Raw genomic sequence first — 17,416 nt, 5'->3', positions numbered from 1 at the left:
GCGGACTACTTTCCGCGAACGATGCGGCGCAGCTTGCCGACCCGCGGGCCGAGGTCGCGTTCGAAACCGTGGTCGGTGGGCTCGTAGTAGTCGGCGCCGACCAGCTCGTCGGGCGGATACTGCTGGGCCAGCACACCGTCGCGAGACTTGTGCGGGAACCGGTAGCCCTTGGCATTGCCCAGGGCGGCGGCGCCCGTGTAGTGCCCGTCACGCAGGTGCGGCGGGACCGCGCCCGCCTTCCCCGCGGTGATGTCGGACATGGCGGCCGCCAGCGCGGTGGTGACCGCACCGGACTTCGGGGCGGTGGCGACGTGGATCGTGGCCTGGGCCAAGGCCAGTTGCGCTTCGGGCAGGCCGACCAGCTGCACCACCTGCGCGGCGGCGGTGGCGGTCTGCAGGGCGGTCGGATCGGCCATCCCGACGTCTTCGCTGGCCTGGATCATCAAGCGCCGGGCGATGAATCGCGGATCCTCGCCCGCGGTGAGCATGCGGGCCAGGTAGTGCAGCGCGGCGTCGACATCGGAGCCGCGCAGGGATTTGATGAAGGCGCTGATCACGTCGTAGTGCTGATCGCCGGCCCGGTCGTAGCGCACCGCGGCCTTGTCGACGCTGGCCTCGACCAGTTCCACGTCGACCGTGCCGTCGAGGGAGGACTCGGCCGAGGCCTCCAGCGCGGTCAGCGCGCGGCGCGCGTCACCGCCCGCGATGCGCACGATGTGGTCGAGGGCCTCGTCGGTGACGGTGTAGTCCCCGTCGAGGCCGCGCGGGTCGGCGATCGCGCGGTCGAGCACCGCGCGGATGTCCTCGGCGGTGAGCGACTGCAGTTGCAGCACCAGCGAGCGCGACAGCAGCGGCGAGACCACCGAGAAGGACGGATTCTCCGTGGTCGCCCCGACGAGCAGCACGATCCGGTTCTCCACGGCGGCCAGCAGCGCGTCCTGCTGGGTCTTGGAGAAGCGGTGCACCTCGTCGATGAACAGCACGGTCTGCTCCCCCACCGTCAGGCGGCGCCGGGCCACCTCGATGACCGCGCGGACCTCCTTGACCCCGGCCGAGAGCGCCGAGAGCGCTTCGAACCGGCGACCGGTGGCCTGCGACAGCAGCGAGGCCAGGGTGGTCTTGCCGGTGCCGGGCGGACCGTAGAGCAGCACCGAGGCCGCGCCGGACCCCTCGACGAGCCTGCGCAGCGGCGAACCGGGGCCGAGCAGATGCTGCTGACCGATCACCTCGTCGAGGGAGGCGGGCCGCATCCGGACCGCGAGCGGAGCGCCGGGATCGCGCCGGACCACCGCGTCGAGCCCGCGGTCGGGCTCGACGGGTTCTCCTGGCACGTCGAACAGCTGATCACTCACGTCGAGCAGGGTACCGACACCCTCGGACATCCTCGCCCGACGCCGGACGACATCGGGCCGACGTCAACCTCGCCGGACAAGATCGTCGACCGCACCACGACCGACGCCGCGCCGCAGGTCGGCGATCCGCGCGGCGCCCCGTCCGCGGGCACGGAGTTGAACGGTTGACCAATTTTTGCGTTTCAGGCTTGCGCAGACGCCCGTCGTGGGTTGTGATCGCTGATCGTGGTCGAAAACAACGGCATCGTCACTTCCCCGTCTACGGGACAGTTCACCCGGCGCACCCTCTTCGCGGGCACCACCGCGGCCGCGGCGGCGGCGGTGCTGAGCACCGGGACCGCGCACGCGAGCGGGGCGGTCTTCCGGCACGGCGTCGCCTCCGGTGATCCACTACCGGGCGCGGTGATCCTGTGGACCAGGGTGACCGTGGCCGAGGACGCCCTGCCCGGCTCGGGTCTCGGCGCGGCCGCGACGGTGCGCTGGGAGATCGCCACCGACGAGGGCTTCGGCCGGATCGCCGCCTCGGGCACCGTCACCACGAGCGCCGACACCGATCACACCGTGAAGGTCGACGCGACCGGCCTGACCCCCGGCACGGACTACTTCTACCGGTTCACCGCCCTCGGCGAGACCTCCCGGATCGGGCGCACCCACACCGCGCCCGCCGCCGAGAGCGAGGTCGACCGGCTGCGGCTGGGCCTGGTGTCGTGTTCGAACTGGGAGGCGGGCTGGTTCGGCGCCTACCGGCACCTGGCCGCGCGCACCGATCTCGACGCGATCGTGCACCTCGGCGACTACATCTACGAGTACGGGCAGGGCAAGTACACCGGCCGCAACGGCGCGGTGCGCCTGCACGATCCCGTGCACGAGATCATCACCCTCGACGACTACCGCACCCGGCACGGCCAGTACAAGACCGATCCCGACCTGGCCGATCTGCACGCGGCGCTGCCGTTCATCTGCACCTGGGACGACCACGAATCCGCCGACAACGCCTGGCGCGAGGGCTCGACCCACCACGATCCGGCCACCCAGGGCGCCTGGGGCGACCGGCGCGCCGCCTCGGCCAAGGCCTATCTCGAGTGGATGCCGGTGCGCGCCACGCGCGCCGACGGCGCCGTGCAGATCTACCGGCGGCTGCGCTTCGGCACGCTGGCCGAACTGTCGATGCTGGACCTGCGCACCTACCGCGACGAAGAAGCGGGCCCGGGGGCGGGCTGGCGGGTCGCCGACGATCCGGCGCGCACCATCACCGGCCGCGCGCAGATGGACTGGCTCACCGCCGGACTGGTGTCCTCCCCCACCCGCTGGAAGCTCATCGGCAATTCGGTGATGATCTCGCCGCTGCTGTTCCCGCCGCTCGAGCCCGCCACCACCGCGGCGATCACCACCGCGCTCGGCATCCCCCAGGGCGGCATCACCGTCAACGGCGACCAGTGGGACGGCTACACCGCCGACCGGCGCACGCTGTTCAGCACGATCGCCGAGAACCAGATCGGTGACGTCGTGTTCCTCACCGGTGACATCCACACCTCCTGGGCCGCCGACCTGCCGCTCGACGCCGCGAACTACCCCGCCGGGCCCACGGTCGGCGCCGAGTTCGTCATCCCGTCGGTCACCTCGTCGAGCGTCGGCGATCTGCTGAAGACCCCGCCGCGCACCACCTCGGTGGTCGCCGAGGAGACGATCAAGGGTGCCAACCACCACCTGCGCTACGTCGAACTGGACTCGCACGGCTTCGGTGTACTCGACGTGACCGCCGAGCAGACCCAGATGGACTGGTTCTACCTGTTCGACGTCATCGATCCGCACAGCGGCCTCCGCCACGGCACCTCCTTCGCCGTGCGCTCCGGCGGCCGGCTGGAGCCGCGCGCCACGCCACTGAGCTGAGCGGAGGAGAATGTTTCCGGCGGGTTGTCGATTCGCCGGGTGTCCGCTCGTCGGGTGAGTACGGCAGTCCGAACCGCGGGCGTCCGACACCTGAAGGAGCGTCATCATGAGCCAGTACCTGGTCCTGATCTACGGCGACGAAGCGGTCCACGCGGCCATGTCGCCGAACGAGCTCGAGAACATGCTCACCGAACACCTGGCCTTCCAGGAGATCGCGGGCGCGGCCAACCAGGGCGGCAACGCCCTGCAGCCGAGTACGACCGCCACCTCGATCCGCCACGACACCGACGGCCGGGTCGTCATCACCGACGGCCCCTTCGCCGAAGCCAAGGAGGCACTCGGCGGCTACTACCTGATCGAGGCGCCGGACCTCGACGCCGCGATCGCGCTCGCCGCGCAGGTGCCGGCGACCGGCGGCGTGGAAGTGCGGCCGATCCAGGTCTTCCCCCGCTGACCATGGCAGCCGATGCGGCCACGGCCGTCGAACTGGCGCACCGTCGCGAATGGGCCTTCGTGCTCGCCGCGACGGTGCGGCTGGTCCGCGATCTCGACCTCGCCGAGGAATGCGTGCAGGACGCCTACGCGACGGCGCTGACCGCGTGGGCCGTCGACGGCGTGCCCGCCCGGCCCGGCGCCTGGCTGACCACGGTGGCGCGGCGGCGCGCGCTCGACCGGCTGCGCCGCGACAGCACCTTCCGGCGCACCCTGCCCCAACTGGTCATCGACGAACCCGTCGCCGATACCGCCGACCTGGCGCTGGCCGAACTCGACGGCCCCGCGATCCCCGACGACCGGCTGCGCCTGATCAGCACTTGCTGCCACCCCGCGCTCGCCCCGCAGGCCCAGGTGGCCCTGACACTGCGGTTGGTCTGCGGCGTGACCACCGCGGAGGTCGCGCGCGCGTTCCTGGTGAGCGAGGCGACCATGGCCGCGCGCATCACCAGGGCCAAGAAGAAGATCGCGGTGGCCGGCATCCCCTATCGGGTGCCCTCGGTGCGCGAACTACCGCAGCGGCTCGACGCGATCTGCGCGGTCGTCCACCTGCTGTTCACCACCGGGCACACCGCCCCCGCCGGTGACGTCCTCGTCCGCGCCGATCTGGTCGACCGGTCCCTGCAGCTGGCCAGGATGATGCACGCATTGGTCCCCGAAGACCCCTCGGTTACCGGGCTGCTCGCCCTGATCCTGCTCACCGACGCCCGCCGCGCAGCGCGCATCGACGACGCCGGAAACCTGTGCACGCTAGAGCACCAGGACCGCGCGCGCTGGGATCGAGCGGCCATCGCCGAGGGCATCGCGCTGGTGAAACAGGCGCTGCCCCATACCGACAGCTACACGCTGCAGGCCGCCATCGCCGCCGTCCACGACGAGGCGCCGACCTGGGCCGCAACCGATTGGCGCGAGATCATCGGCCTGTACCGGCTGCTGCTGCGGGACCGGCCATCCCCTGTCGCCCGGCTGAACCACGCCATCGCGGTCGGGCTGGCGGGCCGCCCGGACCAGGCGCTGGCCCTGTTGGAACCGCTCGGCGCGGAACCGGCCCTGGCGATCTACGGCTACTTCGACGCCGCGCGCGCCGCCTTCCTCGCCGATCTCGGCCGCACCGACGAGGCGATCACCGCCTACGAATCGGCGCTGATGCTCACCGACAACGCCGTGGAACACGCGCACCTGCGCCGCAAACTGGGCGCGTTGATGGCCTGACCGGCTGCTGGAGGCGCACCGGCGATCGCACCACGTGCCGAATTCCGTGATCGGGCCCGCACTACTCACGCACCAGTCGCCGTCACGCGCGCAGAGTGTCTCAGGCGCCTTCGGCGGCCAGCTCGCGCTTCCACTCGCGGAAGCCCTCCTCGGTGCGCCCACGGCGCCAGTAGCCCGAGATCGACAGCCACTTCGGCGCGACATCGCGTTCCTTGCGCAGGTACGGGCGCAGATTGCGCATCACGGCCTCGGCCTCGCCGTGCACGAACGCGTGCACCTGACCGGGCAGCCATTCGGCCGCGCGGACCGCCGCGACCAGCGGCGAATCCGCACCGGCGAGATCGTCGGGGATGCGGTCCGACGACACCCCACGGTGCACCCAGTGCAGGCGCAGGTCCGCGGGCGAGTCGAGCGCGATCTCGTCCTCGGGACCACCGACCTCGACAAACACCTCCGCGGGCGCACCGGCGGGCAGTGCCTCGAGCGCGGCCGCGATGGCGGGCAGCGCCGATTCGTCACCGGCCAGCAGGTACCAGTCCGCGGCCGGATCGGGGGCGAACGCGCCACCGGGCCCGAACAGCCGGAACTGCGCGCCCGGCTCGACCGACCGCGCCCACGGACCCGCGATGCCCTCATCACCGTGCACGACGAAATCGATGGCGATCTCCTCGCGTTCGGGATCGAAGGACCGGACCGTGTAGGTGCGCAGCACCGGCTGGCTCTCCGGGCCGAGCGTGGCGCGGATGGTGTCGAGATCGAACGGCTCGGGATACTCCACACCCGGCACCGGGAAGATCAATTTCACGTAGGCGTCGGTGAATTCGTTCGGCGTGAACCCCTCCGGCTCCACGACCCGGCCGACGACCCGCACCAGATGCGGGGTCAGCGACTGCTTGCGAACGACGGTGACGGTGATCGACTTCGGCACGACAGCTCCCCAATCCTCGGACGTCCGCCGACGCTACTCCCGTCGCGGCGGGAAGTGGGGAGCTACGTCGCCGGGCCCGCTATTCCGACCAGCGCTCTTCCAGCATCGCCGAGACCTGTTCGGCGAAGTCGCCGACCGCGTCGTCACCGGTGACCCGCGCGTCCTCGGCCAGCGCCGACCAGCGGTTGATCAGCGCCTCCGAGCGCGGTACCGACAGCCCGTGCTCGCGCGCGACGGCGATGCGGGTGTGGTCGGCGGGCAGGAACCAGTAGGTCGACAGCCAGACCCAGATCAGCCGGGCCTCGAGGATCCGTTCGGCCAGCACCGTGTCGTCGGCCAGCGCGGGCCACACCCCGACCACGGCCGACCGCCAGGCCTCGACCATCTCCCTGGCCCGGCTGCGCGAGAGCTCGAAATCGCACAGGCAGCCGGGGAAGGAGACCAGCGCGTAGGCGATGTCGAGGGTGGCGTCGCGGAAACCGCCCCACTCGTAGTCGAGGAAGCGCGCGCCGTCGTCGTTGAGGACCACATTGTCCGGGCACAGGTCCGAGGGGCTGAACGCGCGGTGGCGACCGCCGGTGAACAGGCGATTTCCGGCCACGATGCGTTCGGCGATCTCGCCGGGCACCTCGATGCCGAGCTCGGTCTGGAGCAGTCCGGGGACCTCGGCGATGGCGGCCTGGGCCTGCTGGGCGATCCCGTCGACGCGGTGCGCCGAGTCGACCCGGCGCAGCAGGGCGACGAAATCGGGCTCGCGGCCCACGGTCGCGGCGTGCATCCGGCCCAGCGCCTGCGCGAAGGCCATCAGCGCGTTGCGGGTGTTCGGCTCCACACGGGCGCGCAGCACCGAGGTGAGCAGGGCGTTGTCGCCCAGATCCGACAGCACCAGCAGCCGGTCGGGCACGCTGTGCGCGATCAGGAAGGCGCCGGGGCGCTGCTCGCGGCTCAGGGCGGTGGTGAACTGGTAGGACACCGCCTCGCGCAGGAACGCCGAGTCGATACTGGCGACTCCGGGCGCCATGCCACCGGTGCGGCGCGCGGTAGCGGTACCGCGCAGCTGTTTCACGATCAGCGTGCGCGGCAACGAGAAAGCATTCTCCGCAACACGCACGCGTAGGACTGTCGTCCTACCACTGCCGCTGAGCTCCATCGGATCGCTCAGCTTCACCGGAGCACCCATTCGCTTTGTGAGCAACTGTTGTGCTGCGGACACGACGTCGGCGGCGCGTTCGGCCAATAGTGCGGTCATCGCCTCTCAAGCTACTCGTACCAGGTCACTTCTAGCGAGCGGTTGGACAACCTTTCCGCGTCACCCGGCGTGTTGGCGCCGAGGTTGCGCGAGTGGGCCTGTTCGCTTGACACACCTGTCGGTCGTCGGGTTTTCTCATCGTCAACTGCTGTGCGCCACACCGCAAACCGGTTGAGTCGAAAGGTCTACCACAGTGACCGACACACCGTACGCCGCATCGAGCGATTCACCGGGTGGGTCGCCTGCGCCCGGTGGTGGCGGACAATTCGCCGGCCCCGCGGGTCAGCACGAGGGACAGGGCAGACCGGCCCAGGCCGGGCCGGGGCCCGCCAGGCACGGAATGGCCGGTGGCGCAGGCTATCCGCAATTCGAGGGCCCCGGCGCCGCCCAGTACGGCGAGGAGCCGCTCGAGCCGCCGCCACCGATTGCCGGACACCCCGCGCCCGCACCACAGTACGGCCCGCCGGGCACCGCGCCCGGTTACCCGGCGCCGCAGGCGAAACCGGGCGACCCCGCCGCAGCCGCCGCCCCCGCGCCCGGCGTGTCGCCCGGTGAGATCCGGCAGCCGCCGGGTTACTACCATCCGGAAGCACAGGCCCTCGATGTCGGCCGTGCGCTGAGCTACGGCTGGGAGCGATTCCGCACCAACCCGGGACCGTGGCTCGGCGTGATGGCCGTGGGCGTGCTGATCTACCTCGGCTACTTCGCCGTCGTGCAGATCTTCGAGCCGACGTCACTGTTCACCGTGCTGTTCCTGTTCCTGGTGGTCCTGGTCGCACTGTGGCTGCTGCAGGCGGTGATGGTGCGTGGCGCGCTCTACGAAACCGATGGCTATCCACCGGCTTTCGGCTCGTTCTTCCGGTTCGTGAACGCGGGCAATGTCTTGCTGACCGCGCTGCTGGCCTTCGCGATCACCCTCGTCGCCGCCTCGCTGTGCCTGCTGCCCGGACTCGTCGTCGGGTTCCTGTGCATGTACTCGCTGCACTTCGTGATCGATCAGGACTACGGCCCGGTCGAGGCGATCAAGGCGAGCGCGCAGCTGGTGCTGGCCAACCTGTGGCCCTCGATCCTGCTCGCGCTGACGGTGACGCTGCTGACCTTCGTCGGTCTCGCGTTCTGCGGGCTCGGCCTGTTCGTGGCCGGTCCGGTCTGCGTGATCGCGGTGACCTACGCCTACCGGATGCTCACCGAGGGCCCGGTCGCCGAGTTCTGACGATCACCGATCCAGCGGTGTCCGCATTCCGATCGCCCGCTTGAACCGGCCGATCGGCCCGCTCTCGTCACCCGTGCGCGGCCGCAGCTCGAGCACGATCACCCCGGCGACGACGATGCCGACCAGGTTCACCGCGAGCTGACCGGCCGACTCGAAGGCCCGATGCCACTGGCCCAGCGTCGCCGCCACCACCGCGTACCCCGCGGCGGGCACCGTGGTGACCGAGATGAACACCCCGATCAGCGCCGCGGACTTGGCCGTCACCAGCGACAGCATGCCGGCCGCACCGGCGAGCAGCGCCACGACGAAGGAGAACGGCCCGACCTCGTAGATGAAGTCGAGGTTGTGCGCGTCGAGCACGGCCTCGGTGGTGATCCAGCCGAGCCGGCTCCACACCAGCGTCGCGACCAGGGTGATCGACATGGCCACCGGGAAACCCACCGCGAGCGCGATCATCGAGCGGCGGGCCAACCGCCAGTTGCGGCGCACCAGCGCCACCGCCAGCGCGGCCAGCGGCCCGAATTCGGGGCCGACCACCATCGCGCCGACCACGGTGACCGGCGAGTTGGTCGCGACCCCGATCGAGGCGAGCAGGCAGGCGATGGTCAGGAACGCGAGAAAGGTGCTGTTGAGCGAGGACTCCTCGTGCGTCTCGGCCAGCAGCTGTTCCCAGACCACGGCATCGTCGGCGTCACCGGGAGCCGACCGGGTAGCGCGGTCGGCGGCGTCGGAGAGCACCGCCTCGACCGGGCCGAGGGTCAGCCCGCCGCTGTGCACGATGCCGAGCGCCTTGATGTCGGCCAGCACCTTGTTGGCGGCCTCCCGCGCGACGTCGGCCTGGACCAGATCACCGGCCGGATCGACGGCGATCCCGCGCGCCACCGTGAGATGGGTGACGCCCGGATCGACCGAGAGCACCCGCACGAGGGCCGCGGTCTGCTCGGCCGGACTGATCACGCGCAGGTGCAGCAACCGGTGACCTCCTGGTCGGTGCCGCCGCGGCGACACGGGGAAACTGACCAGAAGGTACCGGTGCCAGCGCTGCGGCCCGCTACTTCTCGGCGGCACCGGTGTTCGGCGCGTCGGGCTTGCCGCCCTTGGCCTCGGCACCCTTGACCTCGGGCTTGGCGTCGATGCCCGCTTCCTTGCGCTGCTGGGCGGTGATCGGCGCGGGCGCGTCGGTGAGCGGGTCGACGCCGCCGCCGGTCTTCGGGAACGCGATCACCTCGCGGATGGAGTCCTCACCGGCCAGCAGCGCGGTGATGCGGTCCCAGCCGAAGGCGATGCCGCCGTGCGGCGGGGCGCCGTAGGCGAACGCGTCGAGCAGGAAGCCGAACTTGTCCTGCGCTTCCTCGTGGTCGATGCCCATCACACCGAACACGCGTTCCTGCACGTCGCGGCGGTGGATACGGATCGAGCCGCCGCCGATCTCGTTGCCGTTGCAGACGATGTCGTAGGCGTAGGCCAGCGCCGAGCCGGGGTCGGTGTCGAAGGTGTCGAGCGACTCGGGCTTGGGCGAGGTGAAGGCGTGGTGCACGGCGGTCCAGGCCGAATGGCCAAGGGCCACATCGCCGCTGGCGGTGGCCTCGGAGGCCGGCTCGAACATCGGGGCGTCGACGATCCAGACGAAGGCCCACGCGTTCTCGTCGATCAGATCGCACTTGCGAGCGATCTCACCACGCGCGGCACCCAGCAGCGCACGGCTGGACTTCACCGCACCCGCGGCGAAGAACACGCAGTCACCGGGCTCGGCGCCGACCTGCTTGGCCAGTCCCTCGCGCTCGGCGTCGGACAGGTTCTTGGCGACCGGGCCACCGAGGGTTCCGTCCTCGTTGATGAGGATGTAGGCCAGGCCCTTGGCACCGCGCTGCTTGGCCCACTCCTGCCAGGCGTCGAGCTGCCTGCGCGGCTGGCTCGCACCACCGGGCATCACCACCGCGCCGACGTACTCGGACTGGAACACCCGGAACGGCGTCTCGGAGAAGTAGTCGGTCAGCTCGGTGATCTCGACACCGAAGCGCAGGTCCGGCTTGTCGCTACCGAAACGACGCATCGCCTCGGCGTAGGTCATGTGCGGGATCGGCGTGGTGATCTCGTGGCCGACCAGCTTCCACAGCGCGGTCAGGATGTCCTCGGCCAGCAGGATCACGTCCTCCTGGCGCACGAAGCTCATCTCGATGTCGAGCTGGGTGAACTCGGGCTGACGGTCGGCGCGGAAGTCCTCGTCGCGGTAGCAGCGCGCGATCTGGAAGTAGCGCTCGATCCCGCCGACCATCAGCAGCTGCTTGAACAGCTGCGGGCTCTGCGGCAGCGCGTAGAAGCTGCCCGGCTGCAGGCGCGCGGGGACCAGGAAGTCGCGCGCGCCCTCGGGGGTCGAGCGGGTCAGCGTGGGGGTCTCGACCTCGATGAAGTCGTGGCGCGCCAGCACGTCGCGCGCGGCGGCGTTGACCTTGGAGCGCAGCCGGATGGCGTGGCCGGGGCCCTCGCGGCGCAGGTCGAGGTAGCGGTACTTGAGGCGGGCCTCGTCGCCGGGGGTCTCGTCGAGCTGGAACGGCAGCGGCGCGCTCTCGTTGAGCACGACCAGTTCCTTGGCGTCGACCTCGATCTGCCCGGTCGGCAGGTCCGGGTTCTCGTTGCCGTCGGGACGCTGCTCCACCACACCGGTGACCTGCACGCAGTACTCCGCGCGCAGCTTGTGGGCCTGCTCGGCCGCCTCGCCCTCGCGGAAGACCACCTGCGAGACGCCCGAGGCGTCGCGCAGATCGATGAAGATCACGCCACCGTGGTCACGACGCCGGGCCACCCAGCCGGTGAGGGTGACGGTCTGACCGGCGTGCTCGCTTCGCAGCGAACCAGCCAAGTGGGTGCGCAGCACGGTATTCCTTTCGACAGACATTCGCGGACTCGTCGCACCGGCGGAGAAGACCGGGTGCACTGCCATCGTAGTGAGACACGATCCCCGAGTGAAAACCGATATCTTGCTGACCGTGTCAAGCTTGTGCCGCGCGCTCACCGTCCCCGGGTCCGGGGCGGTGAATCGTGCTGCGAGACAGATGGACAACCGATACCCTCCCGTGCGGGTGCGGACCGGGACCGAGCGAAGGCGAGTACGGCGATGACCTTCAACGAAGGTATGCAGATCGATCCCGGCCGGGCATCGTCGGGCGGCGGCCCCGGCATGGGTGGCAAACTCGCCGTCGGTGGCGGCGCGGGCGGTCTGATCCTGCTGGTCATCACCCTGCTGCTCGGTGGCGACCCCGGCTCGCTGATGGGCGACCTCACCGGGTCCTCCGCCCAACAGCAGACCGGCGGGGGCGCGACGGCGGGCACGCCGGAGCACTGCAAGACCGGCGCCGACGCCAACAAGTACGTCGATTGCCGCATCGTGCTCACCGCGCAGAGCCTCGACGCCGTGTGGACCGAGGAGCTGCCGAGGCAGACCGGCAAGCGCTACATCCAGCCGAAGCTGGTGCTGTTCTCCGGCGCGGTCAACACCGGCTGCGGCAATGCCACCAGCGATGTCGGCCCGTTCTACTGCCCGGCCGACCAGACCGCCTACTTCGACACCTCGTTCTTCCAGGAGCTCACCGACCGGTTCGGGGCCAGCTCGGGACCGCTGGCCCAGGAATACGTGGTGGCCCACGAGATCGGCCATCACATCCAGAACCAGCTCGGCGACATCGGCCGCGCCCAGCGCGATCCGCGCGGCCCGGAGTCCGGCGCGGTCCGCACCGAGCTGCAGGCCGACTGCTACGCGGGCATCTGGGCGTACTACGCCGACAAGAAGAACGCGCCGGGCAGCAATCAGCCCTTCCTGAAGCCGCTGTCGGACACCGACATCCGCGACGCGCTCTCGGCGGCCAATGCCGTCGGCGACGACCGCATCCAGCGCAGCGCCGGACGCGGAGTCAATCCCGAGTCGTGGACGCACGGGTCCTCCGAGCAGCGCCAGAAGTGGTTCCTCACCGGTTACCGAACCGGCTCGGTGCAGAACTGCGATACCTACTCCGCGACCGACCTGGACAACCCCGCCGGGCTACGCTGACCCGAACGTCACACCGTCTTTCGATCGAGGGGAACCCATGCGCCGCACCATGACCGGACTGTTCGTCTGCGCGCTCGCCCTGACCGGCGCGAGCGCTGTCGCCCAGGCCGATCCGGCGCCGCTACCGCTGGTGAGCCTGACCACGATCCCCGACGGCTGGTCGCAGCGCACCGACCTGCGGCCGGTCCTGCAGGTGTTCGCCGACGGCAAGGCCGTGCACCGGCCCGACGCGGTGAGCAAGGACCGCAAGGCCGACACCGACCCGAAGAAGGTGACCGGAAAGGTTGCCCCCGAGGTGATCTCGGCCGCACGGACCGAGATCGATGCGCTGAAGGAACTCGATTTCGGGGTTCCCGCCGGTGAGGGCAAGGGCCTGCAGATCATCGATCTGCTGCCCGAGGACGCGGCGGACGACGTCCATCTCGTGGTCTACTCCCCCGATTCCACCGACGGCCTGAATCCCGATCAGCAGGCCGCGCGCAAGCGCTTCACCGATCTGTACCGCAAGCTGGTCGACGCCTTCAAGAGCTGAGCGGGTTCGCCCGCGGTCCTCGACCGCGGGCGAACCCGGTTGATCAGAACCGATCTTCGGCGGACTCGCGTTCGTCCTCGTGCACCGCGCCGATCACGTCGGGCGTCGATTCCCCGAGCGGACCGGTGAGATCGTCGTTGCCGGTGCGGCTCTGGTAGGGCTGCACCGTACGGCCGTGCTCTTCGTCGTTGTTGCCGCGCTGGCCCGCACCCGCACCCGCGCCACCGCCGCCCATGAAGCCGGAGCCGTTGGCGCCGGCCGCGGAGGTGCCGCCGAAGCCCGAGGTCATCGCCGGGGTGGTCATGGCGCGAGCCGCGGGCAGCGCCGAACCCGGCAGTGCGGTCGACTTCGGACTGCCGGTGCTCGGCGTACCCGCGCCGCCGCCGGTGCTGCCGCCCGAGCCGGTGCGCGGAGTGCCGAGCGCGCCCAGCGAAGCGCCGGATCCGCCGGAACCGCTACCGCCCGAGCCGCCGGTGCCCAGGCTCGACGGGGTGGTCGCGCCGGGGTTGGTCGCGCCGCCGGTGCCCGCGCTCGCCGCGGTGGTGGCGCCGTCGGAGCCGGTCAGCGCATCCTGTGCCTTGCCGAGCAGCGGTTCGCCGATGTTCTCCGACGCCGCCGTGAGCACCTGGTCCGGGGACGGCAGTCCGCTCTGGGCAGCGAGCTGCTGCACCACACCGCCGAGTTCGGCGGTGTGCCCGGCCAATTGACCGCGGGTGGAGTTGACGACGGTGACGGCCTCACCGAGATGCTGGGTGGCCAGGCCGATCAGCGTGGCCTGGGTGGGCGGCAGCATGATCGTCGGCGCGAGCGCGACCGCCTGGGCGGCGAAGGTGGTGGCGATTCCCGCCAGCTGCGCGTTGCCGGTCTGGACGACCGTGGCGGCCTGCTGGGTGAGCGCGGCGATATCGACGCCGCGCTGACTGGTCTCCTCGCCCTGGGTCTGCGCCTGCTGGCTGGCGACCGTCGCCGCGTCGGCGGACTGTCCCTCCCAGACCTGCTGCACGGTCTTCACCCCGCCCTGCGCGACGCTCATGGCCGTCTCGATGGCCGCCGACGAGCTGCTCAGCAGCGCGGTGGGATCGAACGAGTCGAAGACGCCGGTGCCGAAGCTGCTCAGCAGGTCGAGCAGCGGCTGGAACAGCGATTCGATACCGGGCAGCGCGGGCAGCGACAGCCCGCTCAGCAGCGCCGAGACCGGGTCCTCGGACATAGTGGTGGCGGCGGACGAGCCACCCGTGCCCGCGGTGTTCGCGGCACCTCCCCCCGAGGTGCCGGTCAGCGCGCTCTTGGCCTGGTCGAACGCGGTCTGCGCGGTGGCGAGCGCGGGCGCGGCGGCCTGGGTGACGACACCCTCGAGGCCGCTCAGCGCGGCCGAGGCATCCGCCGAGATGCCGGAGAGGATGTCCTGCGGGAGCACCGAGCCGTCGCCGAGTCCGGACATGCCCGGCATACCGCCGCCGGGGAACACGCCCGCGGCCGGGCCGTCCTCGGTGACCTTCTGCGCCAGGGTGAGGACGGGTTCCTCGAAGGTCTCCTCGTCCGCGGGCAGCTGCACCAGCGGCACATCGAGGATCGCCTGGGACGCCAGGTCGGCGGGGACGGCGCCCAGTGCCGACTGGGTGGCGGCGTCGGCGGTGGCCAGCGCGGTGTCGGGCGTGATGACGCCGGTGTCACCGGAGCTCAGCGGCTTCATCACAGGCCCCCGATCCCGGCGGCCCGGCGCGCGATGTCGGCGGCATTGGTCAGGTCGGTGGTCTCGAACTGCACCGAGGAGGTGAACGCGGCATCGGAGAGCTTGCTGAACCGATCGGACAGATCGTTGATGTCCTTGGCCTGCAAGGCCTGCGCGGCCGCGAACATGGCCAGGTAGTCGGCGCCGATGAGCCCGAAGACCGGCGTCGCCGCGGAGACACTGGCCGCCGCCTCGCCGAGACCCGCCGCGGCGACATCGGCCGCCACCACGGAATTGGTCGCCGCGAACGCGGCGACGGCATCGGTTTGCACCGAGAGATCGGTCATGCGAATCCCCCAACTCGTCGTGAAAAGTCTGCACTCAGAACGCGATCGGTGACCGCGAAACTCCCGACGCGGCCACCTGACTGCGCAGTGGGCCAAATATAGCCGAACACCCCGACCGGTATCGACTCGTGTCAGGTCCGATCTGCGCGATTCATTGTCAAAACTAGAACCTGTTCTATATCCTCGCCGATATGAAGGTCGCAGTGACCGGCGCAGCCGGATACCTCGGTACCAACCTGATCCCCCAGCTCATCGAGCGTGGGCACGAGATCATCGCCATCGATCGCGCGGCACCGACCACCTCGGACCCGGCCGTGACCTGGGTCGAGGGCGACGTGCTCGACCCTGTGTCGATGCGCAAGGCGCTCGACGGCGCGGAGGTCGTGTACCACCTGGTGGCGTTGATCACGCTCGCCGAGCGCAACGATCTGGCGTGGCGGGTCAACACCGAGGGCGTGCGCGTCACCGCGGAGGCGGCGCTCGAGGTCGGCGCGCGCCGGTTCGTGCACACCAGTTCCATCCACGCGTTCGATCAGTACCGCGCGGGCGGGCACATCGACGAGACCTCCGGGCGCTCCGATGATCCGGGCCTGCCGGTCTACGACCGGTCCAAGTGGTCGGGCGAGCTGTCGCTGCGCCCGGTGATCGAGCGCGGCCTCGACGCGGTGATCGTGAATCCGACCGGGGTCTACGGCCCCACCGACAATCCGAAGCAGCTGTCGCGGCTCAATCGCACCGCGGCCCAGGCCATCCGCGGCCGGGTGCCGGTGATGATCGGCGGCGGCTTCGACCTGGTCGACGTCCGCGATGTCGCCCAGGGCCTGATCCTGGCGGGCGAGAAGGGCCGCACGGGCGAGAACTACCTGCTCGGCGGCTACATGACCGCGATGATCGACATGCTCAGGATGGCCGCCACCCGCGCCGGCGCCAAGGGCCCCCGCTTCTCGATCTCCCCGAAGATCCTCGGCGCCACCCTCCCGGTGGTCGAACCCATCAGCCGCCGCCTCGGCTCCGACATCCTGTCCAAGGCCGCCCTCGGCGCCCTGATCTCGGCTCCCGTCGTCGACCACGGCAAAGCCGAACGCGAGCTCGGCTACCACCCCCGCCCCGTGGAGGAAACCGTCGCCGACCTCGTCGACTTCCTGCGCGCCGCGCGCCACGCCTGACCACATCCGAGTCCGGAGCAGACCTCGAAACTCCACCCGTGGTCGGTGCCGCAACCCGCCGGAACCTGACAGCATGGTGTTCGTTCCACCGATCACCATCGCGGTCAGGGACCGCAGGGGGAGGTTCCAGTGTCAGAATCCAGGCGCATCCAGGCCGAACGAATCATCGACGCACCGGCCGAGGCCATCTTCGATGTCCTCGCCGACCCGCGCAGACACAGCGAGATCGACGGCTCCGACTCCGTCCGCGACGCGCTCGTGAGCGCACCCGAACGGCTACACGTCGACTCCACGTTCACGATGCGCATGCAAGTGCGTCCACCGAACCTGCATTCCGCCTCCCTGCTCCAGGTCACGGTGGCGATCATCAATCGCGGCCGCATCAGCAACACCGTCACCGAATTCGACGAGCCACACGCCATCACCTGGCGCAACGACTTCGGCCGCCACACCTGGCGTTTCGAACTCCACCCCGTACCCGGCTCCCCCACCCGCACCCTGGTCCGCGAAACCTTCGACTACTCCACAAACCTCCTGCCACCCCTCCTCGAAGCCGTCGGCTTCCCCGCCAGGAACCGCGACGCGATGCACGACACCCTCGACCGCCTCGCCGCGGCGGTCGGCGCGACAGTCTGACATTGCCACGACCGGGTCACGAGACCGTCCGGTAAAGCTGTCGGGCGCGAGAGAGGTCAATGGGTTCGCCCGACGGCAGGTCAAGAAAATACCCGAGCTGCCACGCCTGCGCTGCGGCCGCTTGCCGGTTGTCGGTACTCACCCAGGGCGGATAGACGCGAAAGGCACGTTTGCCACCGACGCCATCGACCGATACGACCGCATGTCGGCGAAGTGCCCCGAGCGGAAAGACGAACTGGCCGAAGCGATCCGGGTCGCGGGTGCCGACAACGACGAGGTCGATGGGATCGGCGAGGTCGAACGGACGGATCGGACCTGCCGCGGACCGGATCCACACGGTGACGAACTGGCCGAGCTTGGTCGGGGTCGTCTTGGCCGTGCGGAACCGAACAACGAGGCCGTCGAGAACGAAGGTATGGGCGCCATAGGCGCTGCCCTCGACTTCGGGAATCGGCTGCGAGCACACGAACCCACTGGGGTCGTAGACGAGGGCTTTCGCCGCAACCAGGTCGCCGTGGACCGGAGTCGAGTCCGACCAGGCATTGAATTCGGCCGGGTCGCTCGTCAGGGAGGGCTCTGTCGTCGGGGGCACAGTTCACCCTGTCACGACACCATCGCCCGCTGCGGTCCCACATCGGCGAGATATCGATCGGCGAGAGCCCGTCGAACCGGACACGCACCG

General features: G+C 70.2%; 16 protein-coding genes. 8 read left to right on the top strand and 8 right to left on the bottom strand.

All coding sequences use genetic code 11. The features are described 5' to 3' along the window. Positions 1-5: 5 nt before the first annotated feature. The gene (locus ACFVVM_RS02030) at positions 6-1,382 is read right to left on the bottom strand and encodes a replication-associated recombination protein A (protein WP_387612092.1); all 1,377 of its coding nucleotides are present in this window, start codon (positions 1,380-1,382) and stop codon (positions 6-8) included. 195 nt (positions 1,383-1,577) lie between these two features. Between ACFVVM_RS02030 and ACFVVM_RS02025 the strand changes: the two genes are divergently transcribed. From ACFVVM_RS02025 to ACFVVM_RS02015, 3 genes are all read left to right on the top strand, one after another. Then, complete coding sequence (locus ACFVVM_RS02025; RefSeq protein WP_387612090.1) at positions 1,578-3,242, top strand: alkaline phosphatase D family protein; 1,665 nt, start codon at positions 1,578-1,580, stop codon at positions 3,240-3,242. 106 nt (positions 3,243-3,348) lie between these two features. After that, positions 3,349-3,696, top strand: coding sequence for a YciI family protein (locus tag ACFVVM_RS02020; RefSeq protein ID WP_387612088.1), 348 nt, complete (start codon positions 3,349-3,351; stop codon positions 3,694-3,696). A gap of 2 nt (positions 3,697-3,698) precedes the next feature. Next, a complete protein-coding gene (locus ACFVVM_RS02015; RefSeq protein WP_387612086.1) occupies positions 3,699-4,946 on the top strand; it encodes an RNA polymerase sigma factor in 1,248 nt (415 codons plus the stop codon). 100 nt (positions 4,947-5,046) lie between these two features. Here the strand turns inward: ACFVVM_RS02015 and ACFVVM_RS02010 are convergent, their stop codons facing one another. Further along, positions 5,047-5,874 (bottom strand): siderophore-interacting protein, encoded by an 828-nt coding sequence (locus ACFVVM_RS02010; protein ID WP_387612084.1) that lies wholly within the window; start codon positions 5,872-5,874, stop codon positions 5,047-5,049. A gap of 79 nt (positions 5,875-5,953) precedes the next feature. Further along, positions 5,954-7,123 (bottom strand): phosphotransferase family protein, encoded by a 1,170-nt coding sequence (locus tag ACFVVM_RS02005; RefSeq protein ID WP_387612082.1) that lies wholly within the window; start codon positions 7,121-7,123, stop codon positions 5,954-5,956. Positions 7,124-7,316: 193 nt separating this feature from the next. Here ACFVVM_RS02005 and ACFVVM_RS02000 point away from each other — a divergent pair, with 193 nt between their 5' ends. Further along, complete coding sequence (locus ACFVVM_RS02000) at positions 7,317-8,336, top strand: hypothetical protein (protein ID WP_387612080.1); 1,020 nt, start codon at positions 7,317-7,319, stop codon at positions 8,334-8,336. A 3-nt stretch (positions 8,337-8,339) separates the two neighbouring features. On the opposite strand, the gene ACFVVM_RS01995 is transcribed toward ACFVVM_RS02000, so the two are convergent. Together ACFVVM_RS01995 and aspS are read right to left on the bottom strand one after the other, a co-directional pair. After that, the gene (locus ACFVVM_RS01995; RefSeq protein WP_387612078.1) at positions 8,340-9,308 is read right to left on the bottom strand and encodes a DUF389 domain-containing protein; all 969 of its coding nucleotides are present in this window, start codon (positions 9,306-9,308) and stop codon (positions 8,340-8,342) included. A gap of 79 nt (positions 9,309-9,387) precedes the next feature. Continuing rightward, entirely contained in the window at positions 9,388-11,211 is a 1,824-nt protein-coding gene (aspS, locus tag ACFVVM_RS01990; RefSeq protein WP_387616707.1) for an aspartate--tRNA ligase, read from the bottom strand. Positions 11,212-11,451: 240 nt separating this feature from the next. Here aspS and ACFVVM_RS01985 point away from each other — a divergent pair, with 240 nt between their 5' ends. Both ACFVVM_RS01985 and ACFVVM_RS01980 read left to right on the top strand, forming a co-directional pair. Further along, positions 11,452-12,381, top strand: coding sequence for a neutral zinc metallopeptidase (locus tag ACFVVM_RS01985; protein ID WP_387612076.1), 930 nt, complete (start codon positions 11,452-11,454; stop codon positions 12,379-12,381). A gap of 37 nt (positions 12,382-12,418) precedes the next feature. Further along, positions 12,419-12,913 (top strand): hypothetical protein, encoded by a 495-nt coding sequence (locus ACFVVM_RS01980; protein ID WP_387612075.1) that lies wholly within the window; start codon positions 12,419-12,421, stop codon positions 12,911-12,913. Positions 12,914-12,956: 43 nt separating this feature from the next. Here the strand turns inward: ACFVVM_RS01980 and ACFVVM_RS01975 are convergent, their stop codons facing one another. Beyond that, complete coding sequence (locus ACFVVM_RS01975; RefSeq protein WP_387612073.1) at positions 12,957-14,606, bottom strand: hypothetical protein; 1,650 nt, start codon at positions 14,604-14,606, stop codon at positions 12,957-12,959. Continuing rightward, positions 14,606-14,932 (bottom strand): type VII secretion target, encoded by a 327-nt coding sequence (locus ACFVVM_RS01970; protein ID WP_387612071.1) that lies wholly within the window; start codon positions 14,930-14,932, stop codon positions 14,606-14,608. Before ACFVVM_RS01970 ends, ACFVVM_RS01975 begins: the two co-directional genes overlap by 1 nt. Before the next feature lie 191 nt (positions 14,933-15,123). On the opposite strand from ACFVVM_RS01970, the gene ACFVVM_RS01965 reads away from it, so the two are divergent. Continuing rightward, the gene (locus ACFVVM_RS01965) at positions 15,124-16,098 is read left to right on the top strand and encodes an NAD-dependent epimerase/dehydratase family protein (protein WP_387612070.1); all 975 of its coding nucleotides are present in this window, start codon (positions 15,124-15,126) and stop codon (positions 16,096-16,098) included. Positions 16,099-16,227: 129 nt separating this feature from the next. After that, positions 16,228-16,734 (top strand): SRPBCC family protein, encoded by a 507-nt coding sequence (locus ACFVVM_RS01960; RefSeq protein WP_387612068.1) that lies wholly within the window; start codon positions 16,228-16,230, stop codon positions 16,732-16,734. Between the two features lie 16 nt (positions 16,735-16,750). Here ACFVVM_RS01960 and ACFVVM_RS01955 read toward each other — a convergent pair whose 3' ends face one another. Beyond that, on the bottom strand, positions 16,751-17,326 hold the full coding sequence (locus ACFVVM_RS01955; protein WP_387612067.1) for a MepB family protein: 576 nt from the start codon (positions 17,324-17,326) through the stop codon (positions 16,751-16,753). Positions 17,327-17,416: the final 90 nt, after the last annotated feature.

It is taken from the genome of Nocardia sp. NPDC058176, assembly GCF_042883805.1.
Taxonomy (GTDB): Bacteria; Actinomycetota; Actinomycetes; order Mycobacteriales; family Mycobacteriaceae; genus Nocardia.
Note: the sequence above shows the minus strand (reverse complement) of the source record. Positions and strands in the feature narration are given on the sequence as shown.

Excerpts from the sequence above, each read along its gene's own strand:
- ACFVVM_RS02020 (WP_387612088.1), top strand. The coding sequence starts at position 3,349 with ATGAGCCAGTACCTGGTCCTGATCTACGGCGACGAAGCGGTCCACGCG.
- ACFVVM_RS01985 (WP_387612076.1), top strand. The coding sequence starts at position 11,452 with ATGACCTTCAACGAAGGTATGCAGATCGATCCCGGCCGGGCATCGTCG.
- ACFVVM_RS02030 (WP_387612092.1), bottom strand. The coding sequence starts at position 1,382 with ATGTCCGAGGGTGTCGGTACCCTGCTCGACGTGAGTGATCAGCTGTTC.
- ACFVVM_RS01980 (WP_387612075.1), top strand. The coding sequence starts at position 12,419 with ATGCGCCGCACCATGACCGGACTGTTCGTCTGCGCGCTCGCCCTGACC.
- ACFVVM_RS01965 (WP_387612070.1), top strand. The coding sequence starts at position 15,124 with ATGAAGGTCGCAGTGACCGGCGCAGCCGGATACCTCGGTACCAACCTG.
- ACFVVM_RS01975 (WP_387612073.1), bottom strand. The coding sequence starts at position 14,606 with ATGAAGCCGCTGAGCTCCGGTGACACCGGCGTCATCACGCCCGACACC.
- ACFVVM_RS01970 (WP_387612071.1), bottom strand. The coding sequence starts at position 14,932 with ATGACCGATCTCTCGGTGCAAACCGATGCCGTCGCCGCGTTCGCGGCG.
- ACFVVM_RS02015 (WP_387612086.1), top strand. The coding sequence starts at position 3,699 with ATGGCAGCCGATGCGGCCACGGCCGTCGAACTGGCGCACCGTCGCGAA.
- ACFVVM_RS02005 (WP_387612082.1), bottom strand. The coding sequence starts at position 7,123 with ATGACCGCACTATTGGCCGAACGCGCCGCCGACGTCGTGTCCGCAGCA.